General features: G+C 35.7%; 19 protein-coding genes, 1 tRNA gene, 2 rRNA genes and 1 other annotated feature. Of the genes, 20 read left to right on the top strand and 2 right to left on the bottom strand.

Features of this window, described 5'->3' with window-relative positions:
* Positions 1-120 precede the first annotated feature (120 nt).
* From NSQ15_RS11170 to NSQ15_RS11160, 3 genes are all read left to right on the top strand, one after another.
* Positions 121-1673 (top strand): 16S ribosomal RNA (locus NSQ15_RS11170).
* Between the two features lie 96 nt (positions 1674-1769).
* Positions 1770-1846 (top strand) — tRNA-Ile (locus NSQ15_RS11165).
* Between the two features lie 167 nt (positions 1847-2013).
* Positions 2014-4935 (top strand): 23S ribosomal RNA (locus NSQ15_RS11160).
* Together the 16S and 23S rRNA genes with 1 tRNA gene alongside form the textbook arrangement of a ribosomal RNA operon.
* A 69-nt stretch (positions 4936-5004) precedes the next feature.
* Positions 5005-5086: a sequence feature (5S ribosomal RNA rRNA prediction is too short), on the top strand.
* Positions 5087-5445: 359 nt separating this feature from the next.
* Here the strand turns inward: NSQ15_RS11160 and pdxR are convergent.
* Entirely contained in the window at positions 5446-6828 is a 1383-nt protein-coding gene (gene pdxR / locus NSQ15_RS11155; protein ID WP_017638469.1) for a MocR-like pyridoxine biosynthesis transcription factor PdxR, read from the bottom strand.
* Between the two features lie 96 nt (positions 6829-6924).
* Here pdxR and pdxS point away from each other — a divergent pair, with 96 nt between their 5' ends.
* Positions 6925-7812 carry a pyridoxal 5'-phosphate synthase lyase subunit PdxS gene (pdxS, locus tag NSQ15_RS11150; protein ID WP_017638468.1) on the top strand — a complete coding sequence of 296 codons (888 nt, stop codon included), beginning with the start codon at positions 6925-6927 and terminating at the stop codon, positions 7810-7812.
* Between the two features lie 3 nt (positions 7813-7815).
* Complete coding sequence (gene pdxT, locus NSQ15_RS11145; RefSeq protein ID WP_017638467.1) at positions 7816-8373, top strand: pyridoxal 5'-phosphate synthase glutaminase subunit PdxT; 558 nt, start codon at positions 7816-7818, stop codon at positions 8371-8373.
* A 65-nt stretch (positions 8374-8438) separates the two neighbouring features.
* Here pdxT and NSQ15_RS11140 read toward each other — a convergent pair whose 3' ends face one another.
* Positions 8439-9653, bottom strand: a complete 1215-nt coding sequence (locus NSQ15_RS11140) for a NupC/NupG family nucleoside CNT transporter (protein WP_046466371.1) — start codon at positions 9651-9653, stop codon at positions 8439-8441.
* Between the two features lie 158 nt (positions 9654-9811).
* Here NSQ15_RS11140 and NSQ15_RS11135 point away from each other — a divergent pair, with 158 nt between their 5' ends.
* From NSQ15_RS11135 to secE, 15 genes are all read left to right on the top strand, one after another.
* Positions 9812-10273 carry a CtsR family transcriptional regulator gene (locus NSQ15_RS11135; protein ID WP_002451197.1) on the top strand — a complete coding sequence of 154 codons (462 nt, stop codon included), beginning with the start codon at positions 9812-9814 and terminating at the stop codon, positions 10271-10273.
* Between the two features lie 20 nt (positions 10274-10293).
* The gene (locus NSQ15_RS11130; protein ID WP_029056340.1) at positions 10294-10848 is read left to right on the top strand and encodes a UvrB/UvrC motif-containing protein; all 555 of its coding nucleotides are present in this window, start codon (positions 10294-10296) and stop codon (positions 10846-10848) included.
* Positions 10841-11845, top strand: coding sequence for a protein arginine kinase (locus NSQ15_RS11125; protein WP_037555779.1), 1005 nt, complete (start codon positions 10841-10843; stop codon positions 11843-11845). The genes NSQ15_RS11130 and NSQ15_RS11125 overlap by 8 nt, the downstream gene beginning before the upstream one ends.
* Positions 11846-11860: 15 nt before the next feature.
* On the top strand, positions 11861-14314 hold the full coding sequence (locus NSQ15_RS11120) for an ATP-dependent Clp protease ATP-binding subunit (protein WP_029056342.1): 2454 nt from the start codon (positions 11861-11863) through the stop codon (positions 14312-14314).
* A gap of 334 nt (positions 14315-14648) precedes the next feature.
* Positions 14649-16013 (top strand): DNA repair protein RadA, encoded by a 1365-nt coding sequence (gene radA, locus NSQ15_RS11115; protein ID WP_029056343.1) that lies wholly within the window; start codon positions 14649-14651, stop codon positions 16011-16013.
* A 26-nt stretch (positions 16014-16039) separates the two neighbouring features.
* Positions 16040-17113, top strand: coding sequence for a PIN/TRAM domain-containing protein (locus tag NSQ15_RS11110; RefSeq protein ID WP_108000043.1), 1074 nt, complete (start codon positions 16040-16042; stop codon positions 17111-17113).
* A 284-nt stretch (positions 17114-17397) separates the two neighbouring features.
* Positions 17398-18852, top strand: a complete 1455-nt coding sequence (gene gltX / locus NSQ15_RS11105; RefSeq protein ID WP_017638460.1) for a glutamate--tRNA ligase — start codon at positions 17398-17400, stop codon at positions 18850-18852.
* A 365-nt stretch (positions 18853-19217) separates the two neighbouring features.
* Positions 19218-19847: a serine O-acetyltransferase gene (gene cysE, locus NSQ15_RS11100; protein ID WP_176745279.1), complete on the top strand. Its 630-nt coding sequence runs from the start codon at positions 19218-19220 to the stop codon at positions 19845-19847.
* The gene (gene cysS / locus NSQ15_RS11095) at positions 19831-21231 is read left to right on the top strand and encodes a cysteine--tRNA ligase (RefSeq protein ID WP_017638458.1); all 1401 of its coding nucleotides are present in this window, start codon (positions 19831-19833) and stop codon (positions 21229-21231) included. Before cysE ends, cysS begins: the two co-directional genes overlap by 17 nt.
* Position 21232: 1 nt before the next feature.
* Positions 21233-21622, top strand: a complete 390-nt coding sequence (locus NSQ15_RS11090; RefSeq protein WP_029056346.1) for a Mini-ribonuclease 3 — start codon at positions 21233-21235, stop codon at positions 21620-21622.
* A 4-nt stretch (positions 21623-21626) separates the two neighbouring features.
* Positions 21627-22373: a 23S rRNA (guanosine(2251)-2'-O)-methyltransferase RlmB gene (gene rlmB / locus NSQ15_RS11085; protein ID WP_017638456.1), complete on the top strand. Its 747-nt coding sequence runs from the start codon at positions 21627-21629 to the stop codon at positions 22371-22373.
* Positions 22373-22900, top strand: a complete 528-nt coding sequence (locus NSQ15_RS11080; RefSeq protein WP_017638455.1) for an NYN domain-containing protein — start codon at positions 22373-22375, stop codon at positions 22898-22900. Before rlmB ends, NSQ15_RS11080 begins: the two co-directional genes overlap by 1 nt.
* 70 nt (positions 22901-22970) lie before the next feature.
* Positions 22971-23552 carry a sigma-70 family RNA polymerase sigma factor gene (locus tag NSQ15_RS11075; RefSeq protein ID WP_029056347.1) on the top strand — a complete coding sequence of 194 codons (582 nt, stop codon included), beginning with the start codon at positions 22971-22973 and terminating at the stop codon, positions 23550-23552.
* 118 nt (positions 23553-23670) lie between these two features.
* A complete protein-coding gene (gene rpmG, locus NSQ15_RS11070) occupies positions 23671-23814 on the top strand; it encodes a 50S ribosomal protein L33 (protein ID WP_026083498.1) in 144 nt (47 codons plus the stop codon).
* 53 nt (positions 23815-23867) lie between these two features.
* On the top strand, positions 23868-24050 hold the full coding sequence (gene secE / locus NSQ15_RS11065; protein WP_017637530.1) for a preprotein translocase subunit SecE: 183 nt from the start codon (positions 23868-23870) through the stop codon (positions 24048-24050).
* Positions 24051-24053 lie beyond the last annotated feature (3 nt).

Below are 24053 nucleotides of genomic sequence, written 5' to 3'. Positions count from 1 at the left end.
TTGTCGGTAAAGAAATGAACATTGAAAACTGAATGACAATATGTCAACGTTAATTCCAATAATGTAACGGAAGTTACAACAATTAATTTAGTTTTATGAGCTAATCAAACATCATAATTTTTTATGGAGAGTTTGATCCTGGCTCAGGATGAACGCTGGCGGCGTGCCTAATACATGCAAGTCGAGCGAACAGATAAGGAGCTTGCTCCTTTGACGTTAGCGGCGGACGGGTGAGTAACACGTGGATAACCTACCTATAAGACTGGGATAACTTCGGGAAACCGGAGCTAATACCGGATAAGATTTTGAACCGCATGGTTCAATAGTGAAAGACGGCCTTGCTGTCACTTATAGATGGATCCGCGCCGTATTAGCTAGTTGGTAAGGTAACGGCTTACCAAGGCAACGATACGTAGCCGACCTGAGAGGGTGATCGGCCACACTGGAACTGAGACACGGTCCAGACTCCTACGGGAGGCAGCAGTAGGGAATCTTCCGCAATGGGCGAAAGCCTGACGGAGCAACGCCGCGTGAGTGATGAAGGTCTTCGGATCGTAAAACTCTGTTATCAGGGAAGAACAAACGTGTAAGTAACTGTGCACGTCTTGACGGTACCTGATCAGAAAGCCACGGCTAACTACGTGCCAGCAGCCGCGGTAATACGTAGGTGGCAAGCGTTATCCGGAATTATTGGGCGTAAAGCGCGCGTAGGCGGTTTTTTAAGTCTGATGTGAAAGCCCACGGCTCAACCGTGGAGGGTCATTGGAAACTGGAAAACTTGAGTGCAGAAGAGGAAAGTGGAATTCCATGTGTAGCGGTGAAATGCGCAGAGATATGGAGGAACACCAGTGGCGAAGGCGACTTTCTGGTCTGTAACTGACGCTGATGTGCGAAAGCGTGGGGATCAAACAGGATTAGATACCCTGGTAGTCCACGCCGTAAACGATGAGTGCTAAGTGTTAGGGGGTTTCCGCCCCTTAGTGCTGCAGCTAACGCATTAAGCACTCCGCCTGGGGAGTACGACCGCAAGGTTGAAACTCAAAGGAATTGACGGGGACCCGCACAAGCGGTGGAGCATGTGGTTTAATTCGAAGCAACGCGAAGAACCTTACCAAATCTTGACATCCTTTGACCACTCTAGAGATAGAGTTTTCCCCTTCGGGGGACAAAGTGACAGGTGGTGCATGGTTGTCGTCAGCTCGTGTCGTGAGATGTTGGGTTAAGTCCCGCAACGAGCGCAACCCTTAAGCTTAGTTGCCATCATTAAGTTGGGCACTCTAAGTTGACTGCCGGTGACAAACCGGAGGAAGGTGGGGATGACGTCAAATCATCATGCCCCTTATGATTTGGGCTACACACGTGCTACAATGGACAATACAAAGGGCAGCTAAACCGCGAGGTCAAGCAAATCCCATAAAGTTGTTCTCAGTTCGGATTGTAGTCTGCAACTCGACTACATGAAGCTGGAATCGCTAGTAATCGTAGATCAGCATGCTACGGTGAATACGTTCCCGGGTCTTGTACACACCGCCCGTCACACCACGAGAGTTTGTAACACCCGAAGCCGGTGGAGTAACCATTTATGGAGCTAGCCGTCGAAGGTGGGACAAATGATTGGGGTGAAGTCGTAACAAGGTAGCCGTATCGGAAGGTGCGGCTGGATCACCTCCTTTCTAAGGATATATTCGGAACATCTTCGTAGAAGATGAAGGAATAACATTGACATATTGTATTCAGTTTTGAATGTTTATAACAACATTCAACGTGATGGGCCTATAGCTCAGCTGGTTAGAGCGCACGCCTGATAAGCGTGAGGTCGGTGGTTCGAGTCCACTTAGGCCCACCATTTCATTATTGTACATTGAAAACTAGATAAGTAAGTAAAATATAGATTTTACCAAGCAAAACCGAGTGAATTAGAGTTTTAAAGCTTGAATTCATAAGAAATAATCGCTAGTGTTCGAAAGAACACTCACAAGATTAATAACGCGTTTCCTGTAGGATGGAAACATAGATTAAGTTATTAAGGGCGCACGGTGGATGCCTTGGCACTAGAAGCCGAAGAAGGACGTTACTAACGACGATATGCTTTGGGGAGCTGTAAGTAAGCGTTGATCCAGAGATTTCCGAATGGGGAAACCCAACATGAGTTATGTCATGTTATCGATATGTGAATACATAGCATATCAGAAGGCAGACCCGGAGAACTGAAACATCTTAGTACCCGGAGGAAGAGAAAGAAAAATCGATTCCCTGAGTAGCGGCGAGCGAAACGGGAAGAGCCCAAACCAACAAGCTTGCTTGTTGGGGTTGTAGGACACTCTATACGGAGTTACAAAAGTATATATTAGACGAATCATCTGGAAAGTTGAATCAAAGAAGGTAATAATCCTGTAGTCGAAAATATATACTCTCTTGAGTGGATCCTGAGTACGACGGAGCACGTGAAATTCCGTCGGAATCTGGGAGGACCATCTCCTAAGGCTAAATACTCTCTAGTGACCGATAGTGAACCAGTACCGTGAGGGAAAGGTGAAAAGTACCCCGGAAGGGGAGTGAAAGAGAACTTGAAACCGTGTGCTTACAAGTAGTCAGAGCCCGTTAATGGGTGATGGCGTGCCTTTTGTAGAATGAACCGGCGAGTTACGATTTGATGCAAGGTTAAGCAGTGAATGTGGAGCCGTAGCGAAAGCGAGTCTGAATAGGGCGTTGAGTATTTGGTCGTAGACCCGAAACCAGGTGATCTACCCTTGGTCAGGTTGAAGTTCAGGTAACACTGAATGGAGGACCGAACCGACTTACGTTGAAAAGTGAGCGGATGAACTGAGGGTAGCGGAGAAATTCCAATCGAACCTGGAGATAGCTGGTTCTCTCCGAAATAGCTTTAGGGCTAGCCTCAAGTGATGATTATTGGAGGTAGAGCACTGTTTGGACGAGGGGCCCTTCTCGGGTTACCGAATTCAGACAAACTCCGAATGCCAATCAATTTAACTTGGGAGTCAGAACATGGGTGATAAGGTCCGTGTTCGAAAGGGAAACAGCCCAGACCACCAGCTAAGGTCCCAAAATATATGTTAAGTGGAAAAGGATGTGGCGTTGCCCAGACAACTAGGATGTTGGCTTAGAAGCAGCCATCATTTAAAGAGTGCGTAATAGCTCACTAGTCGAGTGACACTGCGCCGAAAATGTACCGGGGCTAAACATATTACCGAAGCTGTGGATTGTCCGTAGGACAATGGTAGGAGAGCGTTCTAAGGGCGTTGAAGCATGATCGCAAGGACATGTGGAGCGCTTAGAAGTGAGAATGCCGGTGTGAGTAGCGAAAGACGGGTGAGAATCCCGTCCACCGATTGACTAAGGTTTCCAGAGGAAGGCTCGTCCGCTCTGGGTTAGTCGGGTCCTAAGCTGAGGCCGACAGGCGTAGGCGATGGATAACAGGTTGATATTCCTGTACCACCTAGTATCGTTTTAATCGATGGGGGGACGCAGTAGGATAGGCGAAGCGTGCTATTGGATTGCACGTCCAAGCAGTAAGACTGAGTGTTAGGCAAATCCGGCACTCATAAGGTCAAGCTGTGATGGGGAGAGGAAATTGTTTCCTCGAGTCGTTGATTTCACACTGCCAAGAAAAGCCTCTAGATAGATAACAGGTGCCCGTACCGCAAACCGACACAGGTAGTCAAGATGAGAATTCTAAGGTGAGCGAGCGAACTCTCGTTAAGGAACTCGGCAAAATGACCCCGTAACTTCGGGAGAAGGGGTGCTCTTTAGGGTTAACGCCCAGAAGAGCCGCAGTGAATAGGCCCAAGCGACTGTTTATCAAAAACACAGGTCTCTGCTAAACCGTAAGGTGATGTATAGGGGCTGACGCCTGCCCGGTGCTGGAAGGTTAAGAGGAGTAGTTAGCTTCTGCGAAGCTACGAATCGAAGCCCCAGTAAACGGCGGCCGTAACTATAACGGTCCTAAGGTAGCGAAATTCCTTGTCGGGTAAGTTCCGACCCGCACGAAAGGCGTAACGATTTGGGCACTGTCTCAACGAGAGACTCGGTGAAATCATAGTACCTGTGAAGATGCAGGTTACCCGCGACAGGACGGAAAGACCCCGTGGAGCTTTACTGTAGCCTGATATTGAAATTCGGCACAGCTTGTACAGGATAGGTAGGAGCCTTTGAAACGTGAGCGCTAGCTTACGTGGAGGCATTGGTGGGATACTACCCTAGCTGTGTTGGCTTTCTAACCCGCACCACTTATCGTGGTGGGAGACAGTGTCAGGTGGGCAGTTTGACTGGGGCGGTCGCCTCCTAAAAGGTAACGGAGGCGCTCAAAGGTTCCCTCAGAATGGTTGGAAATCATTCATAGAGTGTAAAGGCATAAGGGAGCTTGACTGCGAGACTTACAAGTCGAGCAGGGTCGAAAGACGGACTTAGTGATCCGGTGGTTCCGCATGGAAGGGCCATCGCTCAACGGATAAAAGCTACCCCGGGGATAACAGGCTTATCTCCCCCAAGAGTTCACATCGACGGGGAGGTTTGGCACCTCGATGTCGGCTCATCGCATCCTGGGGCTGTAGTCGGTCCCAAGGGTTGGGCTGTTCGCCCATTAAAGCGGTACGCGAGCTGGGTTCAGAACGTCGTGAGACAGTTCGGTCCCTATCCGTCGTGGGCGTAGGAAATTTGAGAGGAGCTGTCCTTAGTACGAGAGGACCGGGATGGACATACCTCTGGTGTACCAGTTGTCGTGCCAACGGCATAGCTGGGTAGCTATGTATGGACGGGATAAGTGCTGAAAGCATCTAAGCATGAAGCCCCCCTCAAGATGAGATTTCCCAACTTCGGTTATAAGATCCCTCAAAGATGATGAGGTTAATAGGTTCGAGGTGGAAGCGTGGTGACACGTGGAGCTGACGAATACTAATCGATCGAAGACTTAATCAATTTTATGTTTTGCGACGCAAAATCATTTTACTTACTATCTAGTTTTGAATGTATAATACATTCCATTTGTCTGGTGACAATGGCAAGGAGGTCACACCTGTTCCCATGCCGAACACAGAAGTTAAGCTCCTTAGCGCCGATGGTAGCAGACTAACGTTCTAAAGCAAAACAGCGATTTATAATCGCATTGTTTTACTTACTTAATAGCTTTAGCTACTTTAGCTATTAAGTACAACTATATATGCCAGGCAAATAATAGGATGCGATGAGCCGCATTGAGACCGTAAGGTCTTTTTTTTATGTCTTAATTTATCTATTTAAAAAAAACTGAACGGATGAAAATTCAAATTTTATCTGTCCAGTTTTTTAATACAATATTTTTGGATGATGAAATCATTTTTAGAATATGCAACTAATATATTAAGGAATGTTTTTGTAAAGTTAATTATAAATACAATAGACTAAAGTCAATTGCATAAGTAACACTAACTTTTTAAATAAAAAGAAGTGTTACTTTATAATTAACGAATTAATAAGGGCTTCTGTATGTGAATTTAATTGTTCTTTTGGAATTCCTCCAAAACCTATAATAAACTTTGGTTTTATTTTTACATCATCATCGAATTGATATGGTGTTAATTTTAATGAGTGATGTTTAGCACGATCTATGCATTCTTCCATACTTAATCCATTTAAAACTGTTAATGTAAAATGCATACCAGTTAAAGCACCATCAACTTTTAGTTGTTCTTCATATGGGGAAAGTGCATTTAAAATATACGTTAATTTTTCTTTATAAATTTTCCTCATTTTATTTAAATGACGTTCAAAACTTCCACTGCTCATGAATTGAGCGATAATTCTTTGTATATGTACTGGAGCAGTGTTTGCTTCACTATAATCATATTGGTGGTATAAATCTAATATTTTAGGAGGTAATACTATATACGCTATTCTACAGCTTGGGTAAATTGATTTAGAGAATGTACTGATGTAAATAATTTTATCTTGTGAATCTAGACTTTGTAATGCGGGTATTGGCTTTCCAAAATATCTAAACTCTGAATCATAATCATCTTCAATAATATATCTGTTAGTTTGATGTTGAGCCCAATTGATAAGCTGTGTTCTTTTTTTCAAATTCATAACGTGTCCTGTTGGAAATTGATGTGATGGAGTAATATAAAGTACGTTATAATTCGAAGAAAAAATGGGTTTAGTTTGTATGCCGCTTTTTTCGACTGGTACTTGTAAATATTTAAATTTCTTTTTATCTAGAACTTGTTTAATAGGTGGATAACTTGGCTTTTCAATAATAAATGATGAAGATTCAAGTATATCAGTTAGCATATTTAATAATTGTTCAGTAGAAGAACCAATAACAATTTGTTGAGGGTGCGCAGTAACACCTCTACTAGTGAATAAGTAATGTGCAATTTGTTGTCTTAATTCGAATTCCCCTTGTTTATTACCTCTTTGTAAAAAATCTAAGTTATGATCTTCAAATACTTCTTTAGCGTATTTCCGGAATAAATGAGATGGGAAATGTTCTGCATCAATTTCTGATAAATTAAAAGAATAATCATAATCATTATGTTCTACATTTAAATCAATTCCATCAATTTGTTCATTTGAAATTGTTACATAGGGGTTAGGAAGAACCGGTAATGATTCAATATCAGATACATAGTATCCAGATCTCGGTTTAGAGTATATAAATCCTTCATCTAGTAGTAATTGATAGGCATGCTCAATCGTTGTGTTACTTAAAGATAAATGTTCGCTTAATTGTCGTTTAGAGGGAAATCTATCGTTGGATTGATATTGTCCTTCTATTATTTGTTTTTTCAGTTTTTCATATAAATCTAAATATAATGAATTAGAATGTCTCATTAAACTGACCGCCTTTATTATGTATAAATTGAACCTTTTTAAATATCAGTTTATCCTTTACAATAAATTTAATCAAGAAGTAAAGGGGTAGATTGTATGTCTAAAATAGTTGGATCTGAAAGAGTTAAACGTGGTATGGCTGAAATGCAAAAAGGCGGCGTCATTATGGACGTAGTTAATGCTGAACAAGCGAAAATTGCTGAAGAAGCTGGTGCTGTAGCAGTAATGGCTTTAGAAAGAGTACCTTCTGATATTAGAGCGGCGGGTGGCGTTGCTCGTAGTGCTAATCCTAAAATTGTTGAAGAAGTAATGAATGCAGTATCAATCCCAGTAATGGCTAAAGCACGAATTGGTCATATTACAGAGGCGCGCGTTTTAGAAGCAATGGGAGTGGACTATATAGATGAATCAGAAGTATTAACTCCAGCAGATGAAGAATACCATTTACGTAAAGATCAATTCACTGTACCTTTCGTTTGTGGTTGTCGTAATCTGGGCGAAGCAGCTCGTCGTATTGGCGAAGGAGCAGCTATGTTACGTACTAAAGGAGAGCCTGGTACAGGTAATATAGTAGAAGCAGTTAGACATATGAGAAGAGTGAATGCTGAAGTAAGTCGTTTGACTGTAATGAATGATGACGAAATCATGACTTTTGCCAAAGATATTGGTGCACCATACGAAGTATTAAAACAAATTAAAGATCATGGTAGATTACCAGTCGTAAACTTTGCAGCTGGTGGTGTTGCTACTCCTCAAGATGCTGCCTTAATGATGGAATTAGGCGCAGATGGAGTATTTGTTGGATCAGGTATTTTTAAATCTGAAGATCCGGAAAAATTTGCTAAAGCTATCGTTCAAGCTACTACTCATTATCAAGACTATGAACTTATCGGTAAACTAGCAGCAGAATTAGGTACAGCTATGAAAGGTTTAGATATTAATCAAATTTCTTTAGAAGAACGTATGCAAGAGCGTGGTTGGTAGTATATGAAAATAGGTGTATTAGCACTGCAAGGAGCAGTTCGAGAACATATTCGACATATAGAGTTAAGTGGTCATGAAGGTATTGCAATCAAAAAAGTAGAACAGTTAGATGATATTGATGGCTTAATATTACCTGGTGGCGAGTCAACAACATTGAGAAGATTAATGGATTTATATGGTTTTAAAGAAAAGTTACAACAATCAGAATTACCTATGTTTGGTACATGTGCAGGGCTAATAGTATTAGCCAGTGATGTTGAAGGAGAAACTGGATATTTAAATAAGTTGGATATTACTGTTGAACGTAATTCATTTGGAAGACAGGTAGATAGTTTTGAATCCGAATTAGAAATAAAAGGTATAGCTACTGATATTGAAGGCGTATTTATTAGAGCACCTCATATAGCAAAAGTTGGAGATAATGTTGAAATCTTAAGCGAAGTAGGCGACAAAATTGTCGCTGTAAAGCAAGATAAATATTTAGGAGTTTCTTTCCATCCAGAATTAACAGATGATTACCGAGTAACTGATTATTTTATTAATCATATGATTCAAAAATAAAAATAAGGCAATGCATGATTGGATTGGTTACAAACTCCAATGTATGCATTGCCTTTTATTTATTATTAGATGAAGAATCCAGCAATTGCTGCTGAAATGAATGATACAAGAGTTGCACCGAATAATAATTTTAATCCGAATCTTGCAACAACATCACCTTTTTTATCATTAAGAGATTTAATAGCACCTGAAATAATTCCAATAGAACTAAAGTTTGCAAATGATACTAAGAATACTGAAGTAACACCTTTAGCATGTTCAGAAATCCCATTTAATTTACCAAGTGCTTGCATTGCCACAAATTCATTTGATAATAGTTTAGTAGCCATCACAGAACCTGATTGAACTGCATCGTTCCATGGAACACCTGCTAAAAATGCAAACGGAGCAAATACAAATCCAATTAAAGTTTGGAAATCCCATTTGATTGCGCCACCACTTGCTAAACTAAAGCCGCCGCTCACTAAACCATTTAGTAATGCGATAATTGCGATATATCCAATTAACATTGCACCAACTATTACTGCAACTTTAAATCCGTCTAAGATATACTCTCCAAGCATTTCAAAGAAAGATTGATTTTTTGTTTCACTTTCAGCAACTAATAATTTATCATCTTCTTCATTAACTTTATATGGATTAATAATAGATGCAATAATGAAGCCACCAAATAAATTTAATACAACAGCTGTTACAACGTATTTTGGTTCAATCAATGTAAAGTAAGCACCAATAATTGAAGCTGATACTGTAGACATTGCTGATGCCGTTAATGTATATAAACGTTGTTTAGGTATGTAAGGTAATTGTTGTTTTAATGAGATAAAAACTTCTGATTGACCTAAAATTGCTGCTGCTACAGCATTGTATGATTCTAATCTGCCCATACCATTAATTTTTGAAATAAGAAAACCTAAGACATTAATAATAAGAGGTAAAATTCTTGTATACTGCAAGATACCAATTAATGCTGAAATAAATACAATTGGTAATAAAACGTTAAAGAAAAATGGTGGGTTTTTAGGGTCAACATATTTAAAACCACCAAAAACAAAATTAACTCCTTCAGCTGCTTTTGACAATAAATAACCAAATCCATTAGATATAGCACCAATGACTGAAATACCAATATTAGTTTTAAGTAAAATAAACGCAAAAATTAATTGAATAACTAGCAATAATCCAACATATTGCCATCGAATATTCTTTCTATCTGAACTAAATAAGTACGCGAGTGCTAAGAAGAAAATGATTCCAATAATCCCAATGAGAATATGCATGTGTTTTTTCATTCCTTTAATTTATTCTATTGTCTATCATACAATAAAATAGAAACGCTAACATCATAAATTTTAAAAATTTAAAGTCAAAATAATTGAAAATGGTCAAAGTTGGTCATATAATATAGTCAAAGAAGGTCAAAAAAGAGGTGATAATCATGCATAATATGTCCGACATCATAGAACAATACATTAAACATTTATTTGAAGAAACCAATGAAGACGTGGTTGAAATTCAAAGAGCAAACATAGCTCAACGTTTCGATTGTGTCCCTTCTCAATTAAACTATGTTATTAAAACACGATTCACAAATGAGCATGGTTACGAAATAGAAAGTAAACGTGGTGGCGGTGGTTACATCCGAATCACAAAAATTGAAAACAAAGATGAGACAGGTTATATTAATCATTTACTTCAGTTAATAGGTCCATCCATATCTCAACAACAAGCACTCTATTTAATAGATGGGTTGTTAGATAAAGGACTAGTTAATGAAAGAGAAGCTAAAATGATTATTGCAGCAATTGATCGAGAAACTCTGAAAATGGATATTGTATCTCGTGATATTATTAGAGCTAATATTCTCAAAAGAATTTTACCAGTTATCAATTATTATTAGGAGAATTGAGGTGTTGCTTTTTGCTTTGCGAAAATTGCCATTTAAATGAGGCTGAAGTTAAATTAACTGTTAAAAGTAAAGATGGTGTGCAAGAAAAATGGGTATGTAGTACTTGTGCACAAGGTGATAATCCATGGACACATCAAGAACAATCATCATATCATCAAGATGATATCGAAGAAGCATTTGTTGTAAAACAAATATTACAACATTTAGCTACTAAGCATGGTATTAATTTTCACGAAATGGCATTTAAAGAAGAAAAGCGATGTCCAACTTGTCAGATGACATTAAAAGATATTGCACATGTAGGTAAATTCGGTTGTTCAGATTGTTATGCAACTTTTAAAGATGACATTTTAGACATTGTTAGACGTGTGCAAGGTGGTCAATTTGAACATGTTGGAAAAGTACCTCAGTCTTCTTATCATAAACTTGCACTTAAAAAGAAAATCGAAGAAAAAAATCAATATTTACAAAAGTTAATAGATGAACAAGATTTTGAACAAGCAGCCATTATACGTGATGAAATTAAAGCGCTACGTGAAGAGGGCGAGGTGCAACATGATGAGTGACTTAGAGCCAAATGTAAGTAAATGGATGAAAACAGCAAAGGAAGCACCGGTTGTGATTTCATCAAGAATTCGTTTAGCTAGAAATCTAGAAAATCACGTTCACCCCCTTATGTTCCCAACAGAACAAGATGGATTCAGAGTTATTAATGAAGTACAAGATGCTTTACCTAATATGACTTTAAAAAGACTAGATGTGATGGACCAACAAAATAAAATGAAGTTAGTAGCTAAACATTTAGTAAGTCCAGAATTAATTAAACAACCGGCAGCAGCTGTCATGTTAAATGATGATGAATCTATCAGTGTAATGATAAATGAAGAAGACCATATAAGAATTCAAGCATTAGGTACTGATTTATCATTGGAAAGATTGTACAAAGAAGCCTCAGCACTTGATGATACAATAGATCAAAAACTTGATATTAGTTATGATGAACATTTAGGTTATTTAACTACTTGTCCTACTAATATAGGTACTGGGATGAGAGCAAGCGTGATGTTGCACTTACCAGGTCTTTCAATTATGAAAAGAATGACAGGCATTTCTCAAACTATAAATAGATTTGGATTTACAATTCGAGGTATTTATGGTGAAGGATCACAAGTATATGGTCATATTTATCAGGTTTCAAACCAATTAACATTGGGGAAAACAGAAGAAGAAATTATTGAAAACTTAACAGAAGTTATTAATCAGATTATAAATGAAGAGCTTCAAATTCGGGAAAGATTAGATGAGCATAAGCAATTAGAAACGTTAGATAGAGTTTATCGTTCGCTAGGAATACTTCAAAATAGCAGACTTATTTCTATGGAAGAAGCATCATACCGGTTGAGTGAAGTTAAATTAGGTATAGATTTAAATTATATTAAACTTGATAATTTTAAATTTAATGAATTAATGGTAGGCATTCAAACTCCATTTTTATTTGATGAAGAAGATGAAACACCAGTCAATGAAAAAAGAGCTAATATTTTGAGAGAACATATAAAATAGGAGGTAACACATTATATGCTATTTGGTAGATTAACAGAACGTGCGCAGCGTGTGTTAGCACATGCACAAGAAGAAGCAATTCGATTGAATCATTCAAATATTGGAACAGAACATCTTTTACTAGGTTTAATGAAAGAACCTGAAGGCATTGCAGCAAAAGTATTAGAAAGTTTTAATATTACAGAGGACAGAGTAGTAGAAGAAGTAGAAAAACTTATTGGACACGGTCAAGAACCAATGGCGACACTTCACTATACGCCTAGAGCTAAAAAAGTTATTGAATTATCAATGGATGAAGCACGAAAATTACATCATAATTTCGTAGGAACAGAACATATACTACTTGGTTTAATTAGAGAAAACGAAGGCGTAGCTGCACGTGTATTTGCAAATCTCGATTTAAATATTACAAAAGCACGTGCTCAAGTCGTTAAAGCTTTAGGTAGTCCAGAAATGAGTAATAAAAATGCTCAAGCAAATAAATCTAATAACACACCAACTTTAGATGGTTTAGCACGTGATTTAACAGTCATTGCTAAAGATGGAACATTAGATCCTGTAGTAGGACGTGATAAAGAAATCACACGTGTTATAGAAGTACTTAGTCGTCGTACTAAAAACAACCCAGTATTAATTGGTGAACCTGGTGTAGGTAAAACAGCGATTGCTGAAGGATTAGCGCAAGCAATTGTAAATAATGAAGTACCAGAAACATTGAAAAACAAACGTGTCATGTCTTTAGATATGGGAACAGTTGTAGCTGGAACTAAATATCGTGGCGAATTCGAAGAACGTTTGAAAAAAGTAATGGAAGAAATTCATCAAGCAGGCAATGTTATTCTATTTATTGATGAATTGCACACATTAGTCGGTGCTGGTGGAGCTGAAGGTGCCATAGATGCTTCTAATATTCTAAAACCTGCTTTAGCTCGTGGAGAATTACAATGCATTGGTGCGACTACTTTAGACGAATATCGCAAAAATATTGAAAAAGACGCAGCATTAGAACGTCGTTTCCAACCTATACAAGTTGATGAACCTTCAGTTGAAGATACTGTTGCAATTTTAAAAGGACTTCGTGACCGTTATGAAGCCCATCATCGTATTAACATTTCAGATGAAGCTTTAGAAGCGGCAGCTAAATTAAGTCATCGTTATGTATCAGATAGATTTTTACCTGATAAAGCAATTGATTTAATTGACGAAGCAAGCTCAAAAGTAAGACTAAAAAGTCATACAACACCTAATAACTTAAAAGAAATTGAACAACAAATTGAAAAAGTTAAAAATGAAAAAGACGCAGCCGTTCACGCTCAAGAATTTGAAAACGCGGCAAATCTTAGAGATAAACAAACTAAATTAGAAAAACAGTTTGAAGAAGCTAAAAATGAATGGAAAAACGCACAAGATGGCGTAAGTACATCATTATCTGAAGAAGATATTGCAGAAGTTATTGCGGGTTGGACAGGTATTCCATTAACAAGAATTAATGAAACTGAATCAGATCGCTTACTTAACTTAGAAGACACATTACATCATCGAGTTATTGGTCAAAAAGATGCTGTGACTTCTATTAGTAAAGCGGTAAGACGTGCAAGAGCAGGATTAAAAGATCCTAAACGTCCAATTGGTAGCTTTATATTCTTAGGTCCTACAGGCGTAGGTAAAACAGAACTAGCTCGTGCTTTAGCTGAATCTATGTTTGGCGAAGATGATGCAATGATTCGTGTTGATATGAGTGAATTTATGGAAAAACACGCTGTCAGTCGTTTAGTTGGTGCCCCTCCTGGCTATGTAGGCCATGATGACGGTGGCCAATTAACTGAAAAAGTTAGACGTAAACCTTATTCAGTTATACTATTCGATGAAATTGAAAAAGCACATCCAGACGTATTTAATATCTTGCTACAAGTATTAGATGATGGTCATTTAACTGATACTAAAGGACGTCAAGTTGACTTCCGTAATACAGTGATTATTATGACTTCAAATGTTGGCGCTCAAGAATTACAAGATCAACGTTTCGCAGGTTTTGGTGGTGCCAATGATGGTCAAGATTATGAATCAATACGTAAAACAATGATGAAAGAACTTAAAAATGCATTCCGCCCAGAATTCTTAAACCGTGTGGATGACATTATTGTTTTCCATAAATTATCTAAAGATGAACTTAAAGAAATCGTAACTATGATGGTTAATAAATTAACACTACGCTTATCAGAACAAAATATAAATATTGAAGTAACTGAAAAAGCTAAAGAAAAAATTGCTGAAGAAGGATATGACCCAGAATATGGTGCAAGACCACTTATCCGCGCAATTCAGAAGACAGTTGAAGATAACCTAAGTGAATTAATATTAGACGGTAATCAATTAGAAGGTAAGAATGTAACTGTTGATCATGATGGTGAAGAATTTAAATATGATATTCAAGATAAAAAAGAAGATAAAGCTTCTACAGAAGCGTAATCAACTTATAGATTGATTATTAATAAAGAGGTAGGGACTAAAATGTCCCTGCCTCTTTATTTAGTAATGTTAAATTAGAATCATTATAAAAAATAAATGAATACTCTATCAAGATGTGCCATAATAATAGACGATGATATCAAAGACTTTTGAAAAAATTAGTATGTATTGGTAACAAACAAGTATTGAACAATTAATACAATACAAAAATTGACATAATCATAGTGATTTTGAATAATTTTAAATAATTAATTAAAGTATTAACATTTAATTTGTCATTATGAATTTGTCAGTTTAAAATAGATTTGTTCTTAAATAAAACGGGGGTGCGAATTTGGCCAAGAAAAAAATAATATTTGAATGTATGGCATGTGGCTATCAATCTCCAAAATGGATGGGGAAATGCCCTAACTGTGGTGCATGGAACCAAATGGAAGAAATAGTTGAAAAAGCCGCCAATCCAAAACATGGTGTTAAATCCAAAGAAACTGCAGGAAAAGTACAAACACTGGACAGTATTAAACATGAATCTACACCACGAGTGCTTACAGAATCAAAAGAGTTTAACCGTGTACTTGGTGGAGGCATTGTAAATGGATCGCTTGTCTTAATAGGCGGTGACCCAGGTATTGGGAAGTCAACATTACTTTTACAAATTTGTGCTTCTCTCTCTCAATCTAAAAATGTTTTATACATTACAGGTGAGGAATCAATTAATCAAACAAAACTTCGTGCAGATCGCTTAGAAGAAGACTCAAGCAAGTTACAAGTGTTGGCTGAAACAGATCTAGAAGTAATCTATCAGACAGTTAAAGATATTAATCCAGATTTATTAGTCGTTGACTCAATACAAACAATTTATCACCCAGAAATTAGTTCCGCACCTGGTTCTGTCTCTCAAGTAAGAGAGAGTACACAAAGCTTAATGAATATCGCTAAACAAATGAATATCGCGACATTTATTGTTGGTCATGTTACTAAAGAGGGGCAAATAGCTGGACCTAGATTACTCGAACACATGGTTGATACAGTGCTTTATTTCGAAGGTGATGAACACCATGCCTATAGAATATTAAGAGCCGTTAAAAACCGTTTTGGTTCAACTAATGAGATGGGTATTTTTGAAATGAAACAAAGCGGGTTAAAAGGAGTTATGAATCCTTCCGAAATGTTTTTAGAAGAACGTTCTACTAATGTTCCAGGGTCAACAATAGTATCGACTATGGAAGGAACAAGACCTTTACTTATTGAAGTTCAGGCTTTAGTAACACCTACAACATTCAACAACCCACGTCGAATGGCTACAGGCATTGACCACAATCGCTTGAGCTTATTAATGGCAGTGTTAGAGAAAAAAGAAAATTATCTACTACAGCAACAAGATGCATATATTAAAGTAGCTGGAGGAGTGAAATTAACTGAACCAGCAGTTGATCTTAGTATTATAGTTGCTACTGCATCTAGTTTTAAAGATAAAGCAGTAGACGGCTTAGATTGTTTTATTGGCGAAGTTGGTTTGACTGGTGAAGTAAGACGAGTAGCAAGAATTGAACAGCGTGTTCAAGAAGCTGCAAAATTAGGATTTAAAAGGGTGATTATTCCACAAACTAATATTGGTGGTTGGACATTCCCTGAGGATATAAAAGTTGTCGGTGTATCATCAGTTCATGACGCATTAAAGTATGCATTTAATTCATAAATCATTTAAATGAAAGGAGGTAAAAAATGAATCCATTAAGATTAATTGTAATCGTTATTTATATGGTAGTAGGTGCAACATTAGGCATCATTATAATACCAGAAGTTATAAAAGATTTAGGCTTAAGTAATTATCCTATACTCACTAACTATTATATAGACGGATTAATTGGCATTGTTGTATTTTTTATTGTTTTTGGTTTCTTTATTAAACATATTACATACGCTTTTAAAGAATTAGAACATACAGTAATGAAGAGAAGCGCAGTAGAGATTTTGTTTGCAACTATTGGTTTAATTATCGGACTTTTAATATCCGTTATGATTTCATTTATCTTGGAATTGATTGGTAATTCCATTTTAAATCATTTTATACCAATTATTATTACGATGATTTTATGTTATTTTGGCTTCCAATTTGGTTTGAAAAAGAGAGACGAGATGTTGATGTTCTTACCGGAAAATATTTCACGCTCAATGTCTCAACATTCTTTTAAAGCAGTTCCAAAAATAATTGATACAAGTGCTATTATTGACGGCAGAGTTATCGATATTATGAAATGTGGGTTCATGGATGGAGAAGTACTTATTCCACAAGGTGTAATTAACGAATTGCAAATTATAGCGGATGCTAATGATAGTGTAAAGCGAGAAAAAGGACAACGTGGTTTGGATAAGCTCAATCAGATTTATGATTTAGAATATCCAACACGTGTCATTAACCCAACCAAATCACATAGTGATATTGATATGTTATTAATTAAATTAGCAAAACAACATCATGCGCATATTATTACGACGGACTTTAATCTTAATAAAGTATGTCACGTACATGGAATTAGTGCATTGAATGTTAATGATCTTTCAGAGGCAATTAAACCTAATGTACACCAAGGAGATCATTTGAATATTTTATTAACTAAAATGGGTAAAGAGCCGGGTCAGGGTGTCGGCTATCTAGATGATGGAACAATGGTTGTTGTCGATAATGCTAAAAAATTGATTGGACAACACGTGGATTTAGAAGTTATAAGTTTACTACAAACTTCTTCCGGACGTATTGTATTCGCTAAAAATTTAAATGAAACACCAACTGATTAAATGAATTTAATTTAAGCAGGCATTTTCATATAATCTGGAAATATATTACTTGAAAAATAAATGCGAGTAACTTATCAAAGTAGCTGAGAAGTGCTACAATAATTTTTGACACAATTTGTGAGATTAATGATTAATAAATTAGAAGGTAAATGACAAAGTCAATCATTATCAGACTATTGTTTACTGTATAAACATAATCATTCGTTACTTATTCAATAAAAAGTTGAATAAAATTGGTATACACCAATAAAACATTAATAATTTAAACTACAGGAGTGGATAAAATGAGTGAACGCGTAAGAGTAAGATACGCACCAAGTCCAACAGGTTACTTGCATATTGGTAATGCACGTACTGCTTTATTTAACTATTTATTTGCTAAACATTATGATGGCGATTTTGTAGTACGAATTGAAGATACTGATAAAAAACGTAACTTAGAAGATGGAGAATCTTCACAATTCGATAATTTAAAATGGTTAGGATTAGACTGGGATGAATCAGTAGATAAAGATAAAGGTTATGGACCTTATCGTCAATCTGAACGTGCAGACATCTATAATCCACTTATCAAACAATTATTAGATGAAGATAAAGCTTATAAATGTTATATGACTGAAGAAGAATTAGAAGAAGAACGCGAAGCTCAAATTGCGCGTGGTGAAATGCCAAGATATGGTGGCCAACATGCTCACTTAACTGAAGAACAACGCCAACAATTTGAAGCGGAAGGACGCCAACCATCAATTAGATTCCGTGTACCTAAAGACAAAACGTACGCATTTAACGATATGGTTAAAGGTGAAATTTCATTTGATTCAAATAATATGGGTGACTGGGTAATCGTTAAAAAAGACGGTGTACCAACATATAACTTTGCAGTAGCAATTGATGATCACTTTATGGAAATCACTGATGTTATTCGTGGTGACGATCATGTTTCAAACACACCTAAACAATTAATGATTTATGAAGCATTTGGATGGGAAGCACCAAGATTTGCTCATATGTCACTTATTGTTAATGAAGAGCGTAAAAAATTAAGTAAACGTGATGGCCAAATTTTACAATTTATCGAGCAATATCGTGATTTAGGTTATTTACCAGAAGCTTTATTTAACTTCATTACTTTATTAGGATGGTCACCTGAAGGCGAAGAAGAAATTTATTCTAAAGAAGAATTCATTAAAATCTTTGATGAAAAACGTTTATCTAAATCACCAGCATTCTTTGATAAACAAAAATTAGCTTGGGTAAACAACCAATATATGAAACAAAAAGATACTGAAACAGTATTTGAATTAGCTTTACCACATTTAATCAAAGCTAACTTAATCCCAGAAAATCCATCTGAAGAAGATTTAGATTGGGGACGTAAGCTTGTCGCTTTATATCAAAAAGAAATGAGTTATGCAGGAGAAATCGTACCACTTTCAGAAATGTTCTTTAAAGAAATGCCAGAATTTGGAGAAGAAGAACAAGAAGTGATTAATGGAGAACAAGTTCCTGAATTAATGACTCATTTATATGGTAAATTAGAAGCACTTGAACCATTTGAAGCTACAGAAATTAAAAAAACAATTAAAGAAGTTCAAAAAGAAACTGGTATAAAAGGTAAACAATTATTTATGCCAATTCGTGTAGCTGTAACTGGTCAAATGCATGGTCCTGAATTACCAAATACAATTGAAGTACTTGGTAAAGATAAAGTATTATCTCGTTTGAAACAGTATATTTAAAAAGTGAAATTAAAGTTGAATTAAAATTCACACTTGAAAAATTACAATTTACCACATAATATTAAAAGTAATAAGTGAGTTAATCAAAGGATTAGTAATTAAGTAGTACATGATTCAGAGAGTGTGCGGTTGCTGCGAGCACATCATGGAATTTAATGAATGCACCTTTGATCTATAAAATAAATTCAAATATGGATTAAATGAGAGTAAATCAAATGTTGAGTTAATTGAATTGTGATTTACTAAATGAAGAGTGGAACCGTGCTTTTGCGCCTCTAGCAATTATTGTTAGAGGTGCTTTTTTATTAAATAATTTTAGTTGATAGTCTAATAAGGCTAAGGGGGAGAATGTTTTGTTAAAAAGAATGAGAGACGATATAAAAATGGTATTTGAACAGGATCCAGCAGCACGATCAACTATTGAAGTCGTTACAACTTATGCAGGTCTACATGCGGTATGGAGTCATTTAATTGCACATAAATTATATAATAAACAACGCTATGTAGCTGCAAGAGCAATATCTCAAATCTCAAGGTTTTTTACAGGTATAGAAATACATCCAGGCGCTAAAATAGGAAAACGATTATTTATTGACCATGGCATGGGAGTGGTTATAGGGGAAACATGTACTATTGGTGATAACGTGACAATATATCAAGGTGTTACTTTAGGTGGTACTGGTAAAGAAAAAGGAAAGAGACACCCAGATATTGGTGACAACGTGTTAATTGCAGCCGGCTCAAAAGTGTTAGGTAATATTCAAATTAGCTCTAATGTAAATATAGGTGCTAATTCAGTGGTATTACAATCAGTACCAAGCTACTCAACAGTAGTAGGAATACCGGGTCATATTGTTAAACAAGATGGTAAACGCATTGGTAAAACATTTGATCATCGAAATTTACCAGATCCATTATATGAACAAATTAAACACTTAGAAAGACAACTTGAAAAAACTAGAAACGGGGAGATTCAAGATGATTACATTATATAATACGTTAACGCGTCAAAAAGAGACTTTTGAACCTATAGAACCAGGTAAGGTAAAAATGTATGTTTGTGGGCCTACAGTATACAACTATATTCATATTGGTAATGCAAGACCTGCAATCAACTATGATGTCGTACGTAGATATTTTGAATATAAAGGCTATGAAGTAATATATGTATCAAACTTTACTGATGTGGATGACAAACTAATTAATCGTTCAAAAGAACTTAACGAAAGTGTTCCAGAAATTGCAGATAAATATATAAAAGCATTTTATGAAGATGTTGGTGCGCTTAACGTTAAAAAAGCTACATCAAATCCAAGAGTAATGAATCACATGGATGAAATTATAGATTTCATCAAGAAATTAGTGGATGAAGGCTATGCTTATGAAAGTAACGGAGATGTTTATTTCAGAACACGTCAATTTAAAGATTATGGTAAGTTAAGTCATCAATCGATTGATGACTTAAAAGTAGGTGCTCGTATCGAAACAGGAGACCAAAAAGAAGATGCACTAGACTTTACTTTATGGAAAAAGGCGAAACCTGGCGAGATTAGTTGGGAAAGTCCTTTTGGCGAAGGTCGTCCTGGATGGCATATTGAATGTTCAGTAATGGCATTTCACGAGCTTGGACCAACAATCGATATTCATGCAGGAGGTTCAGATTTACAATTCCCTCACCATGAAAATGAAATTGCACAATCAGAAGCACATAACCATGCACCATTTGCTAATTATTGGATGCATAATGGCTTTATAAATATCGACAATGAAAAAATGAGTAAATCTTTAGGTAACTTTATTTTAGTGCACGATATTATAAAAGAAATTGATCCGGATGTCTTACGTTTCTTCATGATTAGTGTGCATTATCGTAGTCCAATTAACTATAATTTAGAACTTGTAAGTGCAGCTAAAAGTGGTCTAGAACGTATTAGAAATAGTTATCAATTAATTGAAGAAAGAGAAGCAATAGCTACTGATATTGAAAATCAAGAAGAATATATCGACCAAATTAATGATATCTTAGCAAATTTTGAATCAGTGATGGATGATGACTTTAATACAGCTAATGCTGTAACAGCTTGGTATGATTTAGCGAAATTAGCCAATCGATATGTATTAGAAAATGTTACTTCAACTCAAGTTATTCATAGATTTAAAGAAGTTTATCAAATATTTAGTGATGTATTAGGCGTACCATTAAAAGGAAAACAACAAGATGATTTATTAGATGAAGACATTGAAAAATTAATTGAAGAGCGTAATGAAGCTAGAAAAAATAAAGATTTCGCACGTGCTGATGAAATTAGAGACCATTTAAAAGAGAAGAATATTATTTTAGAAGATACTCCTCAAGGTGTTAGATTTAAACGTGGATAATATGAATACGAAATTACTTAATCCTTTAACATTAGCTTATATGGGTGATGCCGTTTTAGATCAGCATGTTCGTGAATATATCGTGCTCAAATTACGCAGTAAACCTAACCGATTACATCAAGTTTCAAAACAATATGTCTCAGCTAAAAGCCAAGCACAAACACTTGAAACGCTTATTGATGAAGATTGGTTTACTGAAGAAGAACTGGATATATTAAAAAGAGGGCGTAATGCTAAAAGTTATACTAAGGCTAAAAATACAGACATTCAAACTTACCGTAAGAGTTCAGCTATAGAAGCGGTACTTGGTTATTTGTATTTAGAACATAATGAAGAACGATTGAAAGAATTGCTAAATAAAATAATAGAAATAGTTAATGAGAGGTCGTGAGTAAGTGGAAGATATAGTCATTGTTGGTAGACATGCAGTAAAAGAAGCTATTACTTCAGGTCATTCAATAAATAAGATTTTGATACAAGATGGTATAAAAAAACAACAAATCAACGATATTTTAAAAAATGCAAAAGATCAAAAAATCATAGTACAAACAGTGCCAAAATCTAAATTAGATTTTTTATCTACTGCACCCCATCAGGGAGTAGCTGCACTTATTGCACCATATGAATATGCTGATTTCGATCAATTTTTAAAACAACAAAAAGAAAAAGAAGGATTATCTACAGTTATGATATTAGACGGTTTAGAAGACCCTCATAACTTAGGTTCAATTTTAAGAACAGCTGATGCGTCTGGTGTTGATGGCGTCATAATTCCTAAACGACGTTCTGTTTCTTTAACTCAAACCGTTGCTAAGGCTTCTACAGGTGCCATACAGCATGTGCCTGTCATCAGAGTAACAAACTTAGCCAAAACAATTGATGAACTAAAAGATAATGGCTTTTGGGTTGCTGGTACAGAGGCAAATAATGCAACAGACTATAGAGAGTTAGAAGCCGATATGTCTCTAGCAATTGTTATAGGAAGTGAAGGACAAGGCATGAGTCGCTTAGTAAGTGATAAATGTGATTTCTATATTAAAATTCCTATGGTTGGTCATGTAAATAGTTTAAATGCATCAGTTGCTGCAAGTTTAATGATGTACGAGGTATTCCGTAAAAGACATTCGAACGGAGACGAATAATGAAGGAACGTTATTTAATTATTGACGGTTACAATATGATTGGCCAATCAACGACACTGAGTAAAATTGCTAAAGATAACCTTGAAGAAGCAAGAGAACAATTGATTGACGCTATTGCAAACTATAATGCTGTAATCGCCGACGAGATTGTTTGCGTATTCGATGCTTATGAACAATCTGGCATCGAAAGAGAGTATATGTATCACGGAGTTAGAACAGTATTTACTAAGGAAAAAGAAACGGCCGATAGCTTTATTGAGCGCTATGTTTATGAATTGTATAACAAACACACAACGCATATAACAGTTGTGACGAGTGATATGAGCGAACAACATGCTATTTTTGGTTCTGGTGCATATCGAATTTCCTCTAGAGAAATGTGGAGAGAATTAAAAGAAAATCAAATTACTGTTAGTAAATCGTTAGAAGACATCACAGAAAAGAAACCAAGAACTCGAATTCCGTTGTCTAAAGATATACTTGCAGAATTTGAAAAAATAAGAAGGGGTAACCATAAAAAAGATTAATTTTTGCAATATTGCTATTTATATTAGATATCTTATAAAATAGTCTTAAATTTTTGGAAAGGCTATTTATATGACACAAGAAAAAGGACAACTAGAACAACAACAAATATCGCCAGATTTGCAAAGATTAGAAATGGATTTAAAAAAGGTTATCCATCGATTCAATCCATTAATTATCAAAAGGATTAATTCTATTTCTCAAAATCAATTTGAAAAAGATGATTTATATCAAGAAATCTTGATTAAAATTTACAAAGCACTCAAACGGTATAATTACCAATGTGATGAATCATTTGTAAAATACGTATCATGTTTAATTAAATCTGTGAAATGTGATTATTATAGAAAATGTTTCTCTGATCAAAAGCAATTTAAAAATTTGGTTAATGAATATGTCATAGATTATCAAATTAATATACTTAATCGAGACGAGATAGAGGTCAATTTACAGAGAAAAGAAATAATAGAAGCAATCAATGTGATAAAACAATATTTGACACTTCAAGAACAAAAGGTATTTGATTTATATACTAAAGGTTATAAGCCTAAGGAAATCGCTAACCTATTATCTATTAAAGACAAAGTAGTTTACAATGCGATACAACGTTGTAAAATGAAAATAAGACATCATTTAGAATATAAGTTTAAATAGTGATAATAATATGAATACAAGAAACGATATAACCTTAATATGACGTATACTAGTTTGACATTCATATTTAGATTTATGTATAGTAGACTGGTATATTAATGAGTAAAGGTGAATGAATGTGAAAAAAGTACCCTTGAATTGTGAAGAGTGTGGCAATAGAAATTATAATGTACCCAAAAAAGAAGGCTCTGCTGAAAGATTGACCCTTAAGAAATACTGTTCAAGATGCAATGCTCATACAGTACATAAAGAATCAAAATAAACAATACGCAGCATGTGATAAAGATATTGTTAAAAGATTTGGAGGTTTTATTAGTGGCTAAAAAAGATAGCTTTTTTCAAGGTGTAAAATCTGAAATGGAAAAGACAAGTTGGCCAACTAAAGAGGAATTATTTAAATACACTGTTATAGTTGTTTCGACAGTAATATTCTTCTTAGTCTTTTTCTATGCCTTAGATTTAGGAATTACAGCGTTGAAAAATTTATTATTAGGTTAGGAG

The organism is Staphylococcus sp. FSL W8-0774 (assembly GCF_038006785.1).
Classification (GTDB): Bacteria; Bacillota; Bacilli; order Staphylococcales; family Staphylococcaceae; genus Staphylococcus; species Staphylococcus pasteuri.
The sequence above is the reverse complement of the archived record's forward strand: the minus strand, read 5'-3'. Positions and strand labels throughout refer to the sequence as shown.

What these genes read in the sequence shown, in the direction of transcription:
- pdxR (WP_017638469.1), bottom strand. Translation starts at nt 6,828, where the DNA reads ATGAGACATTCTAATTCATTATATTTAGATTTATATGAAAAACTGAAA.
- pdxS (WP_017638468.1), top strand. Translation starts at nt 6,925, where the DNA reads ATGTCTAAAATAGTTGGATCTGAAAGAGTTAAACGTGGTATGGCTGAA.
- pdxT (WP_017638467.1), top strand. Translation starts at nt 7,816, where the DNA reads ATGAAAATAGGTGTATTAGCACTGCAAGGAGCAGTTCGAGAACATATT.
- NSQ15_RS11140 (WP_046466371.1), bottom strand. Translation starts at nt 9,653, where the DNA reads ATGCATATTCTCATTGGGATTATTGGAATCATTTTCTTCTTAGCACTC.
- NSQ15_RS11135 (WP_002451197.1), top strand. Translation starts at nt 9,812, where the DNA reads ATGCATAATATGTCCGACATCATAGAACAATACATTAAACATTTATTT.
- NSQ15_RS11125 (WP_037555779.1), top strand. Translation starts at nt 10,841, where the DNA reads ATGAGTGACTTAGAGCCAAATGTAAGTAAATGGATGAAAACAGCAAAG.
- NSQ15_RS11120 (WP_029056342.1), top strand. Translation starts at nt 11,861, where the DNA reads ATGCTATTTGGTAGATTAACAGAACGTGCGCAGCGTGTGTTAGCACAT.
- NSQ15_RS11110 (WP_108000043.1), top strand. Translation starts at nt 16,040, where the DNA reads ATGAATCCATTAAGATTAATTGTAATCGTTATTTATATGGTAGTAGGT.
- gltX (WP_017638460.1), top strand. Translation starts at nt 17,398, where the DNA reads ATGAGTGAACGCGTAAGAGTAAGATACGCACCAAGTCCAACAGGTTAC.
- cysE (WP_176745279.1), top strand. Translation starts at nt 19,218, where the DNA reads ATGAGAGACGATATAAAAATGGTATTTGAACAGGATCCAGCAGCACGA.
- cysS (WP_017638458.1), top strand. Translation starts at nt 19,831, where the DNA reads ATGATTACATTATATAATACGTTAACGCGTCAAAAAGAGACTTTTGAA.
- NSQ15_RS11090 (WP_029056346.1), top strand. Translation starts at nt 21,233, where the DNA reads ATGAATACGAAATTACTTAATCCTTTAACATTAGCTTATATGGGTGAT.
- NSQ15_RS11080 (WP_017638455.1), top strand. Translation starts at nt 22,373, where the DNA reads ATGAAGGAACGTTATTTAATTATTGACGGTTACAATATGATTGGCCAA.
- NSQ15_RS11075 (WP_029056347.1), top strand. Translation starts at nt 22,971, where the DNA reads ATGACACAAGAAAAAGGACAACTAGAACAACAACAAATATCGCCAGAT.